Genomic DNA, 9,544 nt, shown 5'->3' with positions numbered 1-9,544 from the left:
GCTAATTACGAACTATTTTCACAGTAAATCATCAATTTTTCGTTGAAATTTGATAGTCTATTAATTGTGTCTAAAAACACATAATATAAAATTCAATAAAATATGTTGACTTTAACTAGCTGGTCTTTCTATATCTGTTTTTATATTAATTGCATCTTTATAATTAATAAAATAATTATTTAATAAGTCTTTTCCTTTATTTAATGTATTTTGAAGTTTTTCTTTATTCTCGTTAGATATATTTCCAATGTCACTTCCCACGGTAGTTTTATTAATTAATGACTGACCTTCAGAAATACACTTTTTAACCTGCTTTATTATATCTTTATCAATTATATATTTAAAAGTTTCAACATCTGTACAGTCTCCATTTTTATTGTATCCTATTATTTTTATATTTGTACTTTCTGATATATCTATTTTTCCAATATACTTAGATGAGTTTTTATTAGGTATACTTCCATCTATTGTATAATAGTAACTATGTCCAACAGATATTATCTCGTCCAATATTTTTAAATGTAATGAATCTACATATTTTCCTGGCTCTATATTTACTTTTGGATTTAGTGGAGGCTTATTAGCTGAATTAATTATATATTGTATTGCAGGTGATAAATTAGGTTTTTGTACAGCTACTACAAATGTATTCAAAAATTCATATGCCAAATCTCCATCTATGTAAGTTAAAATCCCTAATATTTCCACAAGTAATTTTTCATTATCAACATCTATATTTTGAGCTTCTTTTAATGTTTTAGTTGCCTCTTTTATTTCATTATTTAATATGTATGTCTTTCCTAAGTAAACTCTTGCATTAGTGCTATTTTTCTTAAATTTTATTGCTTTCTCAAAAGATGATATTGCTTCTTCATATTTTTCATTTGTTAAAAAGTATAATCCTGTATTTATATAATTGTCATAAATTTTATATGTTAATACTCCCTTGTACATGGTCAATCCTAGTATGACAGTAACTGCCAGTATTATAAATAATTTACCTTTATCCTTTTTTCCCATGGTTAATCCTCACTTAAACGTCTTAAATTTTATGATGCTTTTATATTATACATATAAATAATTAAATTTGGTATCATTTATAATAACATAATGTATTTACTATTTTCCTTGCTTTACTTGTGATTAATTTTATATATAAAAATCAACGAAAATAATAAAGTCGTCCCATTTTTAATAATTTTTCATAATATAAAGTATCTTGACACTTTTGGAGGATTAAAAATGGATTTTATAGACAGTATGATTTCAGAAAGATTGGGCGATTTATCTTTCTTTAATACAGCTACACGATTATACAAATTTGAAAAACTAAAAAAATTGACTAATGATGCTAAAATAAATAATCCTGATATACCACTTATCAATATGGGAGTTGGTGAACCTGATAAAATAGCTCACTCTTCAATTATTGATGTTTTATGTAGAGAATCACATAAGAATGAAAATAGATTTTATGCAGATAATGGAATATTAGAGTTTCAAGAAGCAGCTTGTAGATTTATGAAAAACGTATATCATATAGACAATTTAACTTGTGATAATGTTATGCATGGCATAGGCTCAAAATCTATTTTGGCTATGATTCCTATAGGTTTTATAAATCCAGGGGATGTTTGTCTAATGACTGTGCCCGGATACCCAATTATGGGTACTTATACTAAATTTCTAGGTGGAGAAGTCTACAATTTACCCCTTTGTGAAGAAAACAACCTTTTCCCTGACCTAGAAGATATTCCTAAAGATATTTTAAAAAGAGCTAAACTTATTTATATTAATTATCCAAACAATCCAACTGGACAAATTGCTACTAAAGAGTATTATGAATATTTAGTTGACTTTTGCAGGAAAAACAAGATTTTTATAATCTCTGATATGGCTTATGGCGCTTTGACTTATGATGGGCATAAACCTCTAAGTATTTTAAGCGTTGATGGTGCTATGGATCTTTGTTTGGAAATTCACTCTTTATCTAAAAGCTTTAATATGACTGGTTTTAGAATGGCTTTTGTAGTGGGTTCTCCTAAAACTATTAAACTTTATTCAACTATTAAAGGTCACACTGACTCTGGTCAATTTATTCCTATACAAAAAGCTGCTTCATTTGCTCTTGACCACTATGAAAAATTTATTTCAGAAAATATAGAAAGATATTCTAGACGTTTTGATTTACTGATTGATGTTCTAAGGAAAGTTGGATTTAAAGTGGAAAAGCCTAAAGGTGGTTTTTATCTTTATGTCCCTATTCCTAAAAGCGCTGGTGATGTAGTATTTAATAGTGCAGAAGATGCATTTGCTTATATTTTAAATAATGCCATGATATCCACTGTTCCTTGGGATGATTGCGGCGCTTATTTAAGACTTTCCGTTACTTACGAGGCTTATAGCAAAGAAGATGAAGTTAGCCTTATGAAGGAAATTTATAATAGACTCAAATCTCTTGATTTAAAATTTTAAATAAACTAATCCTACTTCTTTTTGTTTCAATGGGAATCTTTTTAGGTATGTATATTATTAATTATTTAGCTAGAGGTAGGATATACAAAAATATTTTAAAATTTCAATATTTTATTTAATTTTATGATTAGCATTAGGAGTTTTTTATAGAGAGTTTACAAGAATAAATAATTTCACTGGAGTGACCTCATTAAGTGTAACTCATGCACATACATTAATGCTTGGATTTATGTTTTTTATAATTGTATTACTACTAGAGAAGAACTTTAACATATCTAAAATAAAAGGTTTTAAATCATGGATTATAACTTACAATATAGGTCTTGTGTACTTAATTTCTACATTAGTTTATAGAGGTATATTACAAGTTAATAATAGTGATTTTGCTGTTCTTAGCCATATATCAGGTCTTGGCCATGCTATTTTAGGTATAGCTTTAGGATGGTTTGTTGTTATAGTTAATAAATCAATAAAAAATTATGATTACAAAATTTCATAAAATTTAAGGTATTATTAGATGTAAGTTTTTAATTTTCATCTAGTAATACCTTTTTAGATTAAAGACTATTTATAAATTTATCATATTCATCTTTTTTGTCATCTATAATTTCATGTAAACTGACTTTGCTATCTTTTAATTTTTTTAGAATAATATCAACATTTCTTTGTAATTTACAAATATCTTCATAAGAATTACTTATCTGACTGTTTACAGATATATCTGTAAATATATTATCAAAAAATATATCAAAAGTTTTCATGGTATTAGAAAAATTTAAGCTATTTATATTAACATCTTTTAATTCCTTATTAAAATTAGATAACAAACTTGAAATTCTTCTAAACTGATTTTGAGCTTGGTCAACTTTTTCATGCTTTGCTATGGAAGAAATAAAGTCTCCTCCAAGTAAATCAATAGTTCCCCAGTTTTTTGCAGACTGTAATATCTCTTTTGTATATGAAAGTTCTTCATATAAAGTATTTCCAACTTCTATAGATTCTTCCACTTCCTTAAGCTCTTTAAAACAATTGTCCAATTCTTTTTCCATGTTTAGAATTCTATTTTTCTCATTTGCATCTCCATATATATTTATTAGAGCTAATTTTGTATCTAATAATTCAGCATACCTATTTTCGCAATTCGCTAATGAGTTTAATCTATCCTCTATTCTTAATTTGCTGTTTTTCGCTGAAGCAACTCTAGAAAAGCAGTCATCATATTTAAATTTTGCTATTAAATATTCCTTTTCTTCTTTTTCAATCTTTTCTTTTTTATTTCTCGTAATTGTACATATAATACTTGATAAAGATACCTTCTTTAATTTCTCTACATCATGTAACTCCTTATTTAACATTTCTTCTAAATCTCTCAATTCACACTCATACATAGAAATTTCTTTATTCAAATTATCAAGTTTTTCTTCTAATACTTTTTTCTCCGCAACCTGCTCCTTTATTTGGTTTATTTTTACATTTATATCTTTTAACATAATATCCCCCTTATTACATATTGACTATATTATATACTATTTTTATCCATATAATCTTTTTATTATTTTTATATTTCATTCATATTTATTTGCAAATTTTCAAAATAAAAATCACCCATCCTAATAAATAGAGTGGGTGATTATAGTTTTATATTACATATTCAAACACTGAGATAAAGTGACATAAACTTCCTAAAAGAATAAATATATGAAATATCTCATGAAATCCTAAATTTCTAAATTTAAGTGCAGATGATTTAAGTCCATATATTACTGCTCCTATGGTATAAAATATACCTCCCATAAGTAATAAAAGTATTCCTCCAAATGGTATAGAGCTATAAAGTGGTTTTATCATAAATACTGATATCCATCCCATACCTATATATATACAAGTTGATATCCATCTAGGACAATTAAACCAAATCATTTTGAATAGAACTCCACAAACTGCTATTGTAGCAACAACTGTAAATAAGATCCAACCTTTGTGCTCTTTTAATGCAATTAAACAAAATGGAGTATATGATCCTGCTATAAGTATAAAAATCATAGAATGATCTAATTTTCTTAAAAATGCAATTACCTTGTCTGGTGCCATTACTAAATGATATGTAGCTGATGCTGCATAAAGTAAAATCATACTTATTCCAAATATGATTACTGCAGTTAGATCTATAGCAGATGCACTTGTTAATGTAGTTTTTATTACTAATGCTAAGAGACCTACAAAAGAAAGAATCGCTCCACCTAAATGAGTAAATCCATTAATAGGTTCCCTAATATATGTTCCCATGAAATACCTCCTTATTTCTTGTCGGTCAGTTGACCGATAATAGTTTGATTGTAACTCTAATAACAAGAAAAGTCAACTCAGTAAATAAGTTTTAATATTGTATTAACCATTTTATATGTTTTTTACAATATTATTTGCCCATCTCTTAGATAATACTCTTGGTACCCCAAATATAAACTTTACCATTTCCTCCGTATAAGTTAAAGCAACTAAAATATAAATGGGAAGACCTTTGTAAGCAGCAAAGAATGTTAAAGGTAATGATACAAACCACATACATCCCATTTCTAAAGTTAAAGCATATTTTGTATCTCCACCACTTCTAAGCACACCTATTATTATAAAAGTGTTAAAAGTCTTTAATACCATTAGTACTCCCATTACAATAAATATCTTTCTTATATCTGGTACAAGGCCTGGGCTTACACTAAATACTTTTAGAAGAACAGGAATTGATAAAATTAATAATCCGCCAAAGACTAGCCCAGCCAAAGATACTATAATTGCAAACTTCTTTGAATAGCTAACTGCTTTTTCTATGTGGTCCGCACCCAACTCATTTCCTATCATAATAGATGAACCAATAGCTATACATACTGATGTCATTATAAAGAAATTTCCTGTACTTGATGCAATTTGACTTGCTGCAATAGCTGATGTTCCTGCTTTTGAGTAAGCCACTGCATATAGCACAGTCCCAAATGCCCATAAAGCATCGTTAAAAAATACAGGCATTGTTTTAGATATAAACGCCTTAAATAAATCTTTATTGATTAATTTTATATCTTTAAAAGTAAATCTTAATTCATAATCACTTTTAATAAAATAAACATAACTAACTAATAAGATTAACTCAACGACTCTTGATATAACTGTTGCCAAGGCTGCACCACTAGCACCTAAAGCTGGCATTCCAAATTTGCCAAATATAAATATATAGTTTAGAATTATATTTAATCCTAAGGATATAGAACTGCAAATCATTCCAAGCTTTGGATTTCTAATACTTCTTGATCCCATACTAAATACATTACTAATTGCAATAATAGGATAACAAAATCCTATTATTGCAAAATAATTTACTGCAATTTCAATTACACTTTCATCAAGAGAAAAGAAGTGAATTATAAACTTTGGAGAAAAAATTGCCATTGTGCCAAATATTACTCCTAAAGTTATAGCTGATAATGCTCCTAAGGCTGTGATTTTTCTTATATTTTCTTTATCATTTTTCCCAAAAAATTGAGCAATAAATAATCCTGCTCCTCCTATGATTCCGGATAAAGCCATATTGTATAAAAAGAAGTATTGATTAGCTATACCAATTGCTGCCACTGATACCTCTCCCAGTCCTCCAACCATAATTGTATCCACCATATTTATTAAAGTTGATAATAAGTTTTGAATTATTATTGGAATACATAAGGTAAGCAAGGTCTTATAAAATATTTTGTTTTCTTTGTCTAATTTAAATATGTATTGCAAAGTTTCACCTCATTTTTCTTTATTACTTAATACACTTATATTTTTACATACACCTCTTAATAATATCACATTTTTTTAATATTTTGACTATATAAAAAATGCCCCAATCATTGGAATTTTGATCCAACAATTGGGGTACAGTGCATTATTGAAATATCTTTAGCTTATTTATATTTTTTATACATAAACTATTTCTATACCTGCAAAACTAGCACTTCCTATTATAGTTAAAATATTATCTGAATTTCCCATGTTTCTGTTTTTCTCATCTACACCTGCAAAGGATGTATTAACCCTATTTTCCACAGTCCAAGTCTTAGGTATATATAACTCTACTCCAGAAAATGATGCATCTATTCTAACTACTCCACGTCCATTATTTAGTTTAGTATTATCAAAATACACCTTCATTGAACCAAAACTACAACCCAAATCTGCTTGTTCAAATTTGTCTGAATTAATATATTTAATACTTCCTCCAAAACTAGTATCTAATTTTATATGTCCCTCATCTTCAATATTAATGGTTTCATAATCATCATATTTCCAATCATGTTTATGTTTATAATTATGCCACCTAGGACCATTATAAAAAATCATTGATAGACCAAAGCTGCCAAGAGCCGCTGCTATTAACACCGTCCATGGTGTAATTGCTGTAATACCTAATTGATTATCAAATATAATACAAATAAATGCTAATGGGAATAATATTCCTGGAAAGCTTCTTCTAAGTGCACTTTTTATCATAATTCCCAAAAGAAATACTGTTAATAATACACTAAATACATTTATATGAGAAAAGTAACCAAGTTTATTAACTATTAAGGCAACACTTCCTAATACAAGTAAAAAGCCCCAAAAAATTCTTTCTTTTTTCATTTTATCTCCTCTTTTCTAATAACTTAAATTTTAGTGGTTTATAATAATGTCTTGAAACATACACTTGTTTATGTGTATTTTGGAATTCAACGATACTTGACGATGTTAGGTTTCGTGTTATGGAGTAAATGTGATTTATATTTAATATAGTAGATTTTGATATTCTCATAAAATTATTTGGTAAAATCTCTTCCAGTTCATAAAGCTTGTACTTAACCTGATAAATATTATCACTTGTATGAGCGCTAATATTGGCATCTTCAGTTTCAAAGAACAATATTTCTACCAATGATATATAGTACTCCACATTATCTTTATAAAAAGTAATTTGTGTTTTTTGTGCTATTATTTCAGTTATTGCTTTTTGAATATTACTCAATTCTTCATTTAATTGACTGCACCTAACTATTATTTCATCTTCTTCAATTCTTTCATCAACTTCAATTCGTATTTTCATATCTTCACTCTCCACATTATCAATTATAGTCATTAGGATTTCTTTGTAAACGAATTTAGAGTAAGTGGTTAATTTATCTTTGTAAGAGGTAGATTTTTAATTATTAGTTACAAACATTTTATTTTTAAAATAAAAAGCTGTATTACACCTTTTATTAAGTGTAATACAGCTTTTTTAAATTATTATTTTTATATTAATTAAGCTTGCTTTCCAAAGTATCTTTCTAATAACCCTAAGAATGCTTTACCATGTCTAGCTTCATCCTTACACATTTCATGAACTGTATCATGTATTGCATCTAATCCTAATTCTTTAGCTCTCTTCGCTATTTTTAACTTTCCTTCAGTAGCTCCATATTCAGCTTCAACTCTAGCTTCTAAGTTTTTCTTAGTATCAGCAACTACTACTTCACCTAATAATTCAGCAAATTTAGCAGCATGTTCTGCTTCTTCGAAAGCTATTCTTTTGTAAGCTTCTGCAACTTCTGGATGTCCTTCTCTATCAGCTTGTCTTGACATAGCTAAGTACATTCCTACTTCTGTACATTCTCCAGTGAAGTTAGCTCTAAGCCCTTCAACTATTTCTTCGTCAACTCCTTGAGCTACACCTATTCTGTGCTCGTCAGCCCAATTCATTTCACCTTTCATTTCTTGGAACTTTTCAGCTCCTACTTTACATACTGGACATACTTCTGGAGCAGCTTCTCCTTCATATATATAACCACATACTGTACAAACAAATTTTTTCATCTTATTATTCCTCCCTAATTTTTATATAAACTAAATATTATATACTGTTTAAATTTAATTTTTAATTATGCTATATTAATACCACGTATTTTTAACCTTAAACAGTTTTTTTGAAATTTATTATTATTTTTACCCTTCTATAATTTTAACATAAAATTTTCCATTATGTGAAGCATCCAATTTACAAAATAGGCTCTTGCTAACATCTTAATATATGTAACTTATGTATAATAAGTAGTTGTGATGTTCACATTATTTATGATTTTATATAGACATGAAAATTTTCTTCAAAATATTTGTAATAATTATCCTGAGTTGGATATACTTTTTTAATTAACTTAAACTTTAATCGTAAATTTATTATTTACCTTGTGTTTAATACTTAGGAGTTTATATAATAATACATATATAAACTATCTTATCAAAGGAGATTATAATGTATTTATCAAAATTTACAGACTATAGCTTTCGAATACTAATGTATTTAGGTAATCACCCAGATAATCTTTCTACTGTTGATGAACTATCATCCATTTTAGGTTTATCAACTCATCATATAAAGAAAATAGTATATAAATTATCTAAAAACAATTATATATCATCATCAAAAGGAAGAAATGGTGGTATAAAATTGGGTATGGATCCTAAGGATATAAACTTAGGTAAGCTTCTTGAAACAACTGAGGATAACTTAAATATTCTTGAATGTTTTTCTATTGAGAGTAATACTTGCTCTATAAATGATTCTTGTAAACTAAAACCTATTATAGATGATGCTCTGAATTCATTTATACTTACTTTAAGTGAATATACTTTAGAGGATATACTTTAAAAGGATGGATCACCTATTGGTTATCCATCCTTTTTCTACGTCAGAATGTCTCCATATAATCTCTATTTTTTATTATTTACATTTCTTTATCATATTTATATCTGTAATACATCCCATAAAATACTACAAATAAATAAGCAAAAACTAGCAATATTAGAATCACCATCTCTACTGCCATAAGAGCAAAAGAAAAGATTAATGTTCCAACATCATTTCCATGATCATGCCTAAAAAATGTAGCTACCAAGCTCATATAAAATGGACCCTATAAAGTGGATACTAGAAAAAGTGTTTACTTGTATAGGGTTTATTTTTGTGTAAAATATTCATTAAGGAGTTGAGTAATTATGAACAAAAAACTATTTTCTAAAGAAGAGA

General features: G+C 27.4%; 10 protein-coding genes and 1 pseudogene. 3 read left to right on the top strand and 8 right to left on the bottom strand.

Annotated features, from left to right (window positions below; all coding sequences use genetic code 11):
* Positions 1-111: 111 nt before the first annotated feature.
* Positions 112-1,020: an FN3 associated domain-containing protein gene (locus tag K0040_RS19110; RefSeq protein WP_228110311.1), complete on the bottom strand. Its 909-nt coding sequence runs from the start codon at positions 1,018-1,020 to the stop codon at positions 112-114.
* 222 nt (positions 1,021-1,242) lie between these two features.
* Here K0040_RS19110 and K0040_RS19105 point away from each other — a divergent pair, with 222 nt between their 5' ends.
* Entirely contained in the window at positions 1,243-2,475 is a 1,233-nt protein-coding gene (locus K0040_RS19105; protein WP_228110310.1) for an aminotransferase class I/II-fold pyridoxal phosphate-dependent enzyme, read from the top strand.
* 139 nt (positions 2,476-2,614) lie between these two features.
* Positions 2,615-2,974 (top strand): annotated as a pseudogene (locus K0040_RS19100) (DUF2871 domain-containing protein); the annotation flags it as partial.
* Positions 2,975-3,032: 58 nt separating this feature from the next.
* Here the strand turns inward: K0040_RS19100 and K0040_RS19095 are convergent.
* The 6 genes from K0040_RS19095 to K0040_RS19070 form a co-directional block, all read right to left on the bottom strand.
* Positions 3,033-3,965 carry a hypothetical protein gene (locus K0040_RS19095; protein WP_228110309.1) on the bottom strand — a complete coding sequence of 311 codons (933 nt, stop codon included), beginning with the start codon at positions 3,963-3,965 and terminating at the stop codon, positions 3,033-3,035.
* Positions 3,966-4,113: 148 nt separating this feature from the next.
* Positions 4,114-4,761: a PAQR family membrane homeostasis protein TrhA gene (trhA, locus tag K0040_RS19090; RefSeq protein ID WP_228110308.1), complete on the bottom strand. Its 648-nt coding sequence runs from the start codon at positions 4,759-4,761 to the stop codon at positions 4,114-4,116.
* A gap of 111 nt (positions 4,762-4,872) precedes the next feature.
* Entirely contained in the window at positions 4,873-6,246 is a 1,374-nt protein-coding gene (locus tag K0040_RS19085; RefSeq protein ID WP_228110307.1) for an MATE family efflux transporter, read from the bottom strand.
* A gap of 177 nt (positions 6,247-6,423) precedes the next feature.
* Positions 6,424-7,128, bottom strand: coding sequence for a LiaF transmembrane domain-containing protein (locus tag K0040_RS19080; protein ID WP_228110306.1), 705 nt, complete (start codon positions 7,126-7,128; stop codon positions 6,424-6,426).
* Between the two features lies 1 nt (position 7,129).
* The gene (locus K0040_RS19075) at positions 7,130-7,585 is read right to left on the bottom strand and encodes a LytTR family DNA-binding domain-containing protein (protein ID WP_228110305.1); all 456 of its coding nucleotides are present in this window, start codon (positions 7,583-7,585) and stop codon (positions 7,130-7,132) included.
* A gap of 197 nt (positions 7,586-7,782) precedes the next feature.
* Entirely contained in the window at positions 7,783-8,334 is a 552-nt protein-coding gene (locus K0040_RS19070) for an NADH peroxidase (RefSeq protein WP_228110304.1), read from the bottom strand.
* Between the two features lie 436 nt (positions 8,335-8,770).
* Between K0040_RS19070 and K0040_RS19065 the strand changes: the two genes are divergently transcribed.
* Positions 8,771-9,166: an RrF2 family transcriptional regulator gene (locus K0040_RS19065; RefSeq protein WP_228110303.1), complete on the top strand. Its 396-nt coding sequence runs from the start codon at positions 8,771-8,773 to the stop codon at positions 9,164-9,166.
* Positions 9,167-9,242: 76 nt separating this feature from the next.
* Here the strand turns inward: K0040_RS19065 and K0040_RS19060 are convergent, their stop codons facing one another.
* Complete coding sequence (locus K0040_RS19060) at positions 9,243-9,419, bottom strand: hypothetical protein (RefSeq protein ID WP_228110302.1); 177 nt, start codon at positions 9,417-9,419, stop codon at positions 9,243-9,245.
* Positions 9,420-9,544 lie beyond the last annotated feature (125 nt).

Source organism: Terrisporobacter petrolearius (assembly GCF_020748185.1).
Lineage (GTDB): Bacteria > Bacillota > Clostridia > Peptostreptococcales > Peptostreptococcaceae > Terrisporobacter > Terrisporobacter petrolearius.
The sequence above is the reverse complement of the archived record's forward strand: the minus strand, read 5'-3'. Positions and strand labels throughout refer to the sequence as shown.

Coding starts and splice junctions, on each gene's coding strand:
- K0040_RS19110 (WP_228110311.1), bottom strand. CDS start 1,020: ATGGGAAAAAAGGATAAAGGTAAATTATTTATAATACTGGCAGTTACT.
- K0040_RS19105 (WP_228110310.1), top strand. CDS start 1,243: ATGGATTTTATAGACAGTATGATTTCAGAAAGATTGGGCGATTTATCT.
- K0040_RS19095 (WP_228110309.1), bottom strand. CDS start 3,965: ATGTTAAAAGATATAAATGTAAAAATAAACCAAATAAAGGAGCAGGTT.
- trhA (WP_228110308.1), bottom strand. CDS start 4,761: ATGGGAACATATATTAGGGAACCTATTAATGGATTTACTCATTTAGGT.
- K0040_RS19080 (WP_228110306.1), bottom strand. CDS start 7,128: ATGAAAAAAGAAAGAATTTTTTGGGGCTTTTTACTTGTATTAGGAAGT.
- K0040_RS19075 (WP_228110305.1), bottom strand. CDS start 7,585: ATGAAAATACGAATTGAAGTTGATGAAAGAATTGAAGAAGATGAAATA.
- K0040_RS19070 (WP_228110304.1), bottom strand. CDS start 8,334: ATGAAAAAATTTGTTTGTACAGTATGTGGTTATATATATGAAGGAGAA.
- K0040_RS19065 (WP_228110303.1), top strand. CDS start 8,771: ATGTATTTATCAAAATTTACAGACTATAGCTTTCGAATACTAATGTAT.
- K0040_RS19060 (WP_228110302.1), bottom strand. CDS start 9,419: ATGAGCTTGGTAGCTACATTTTTTAGGCATGATCATGGAAATGATGTT.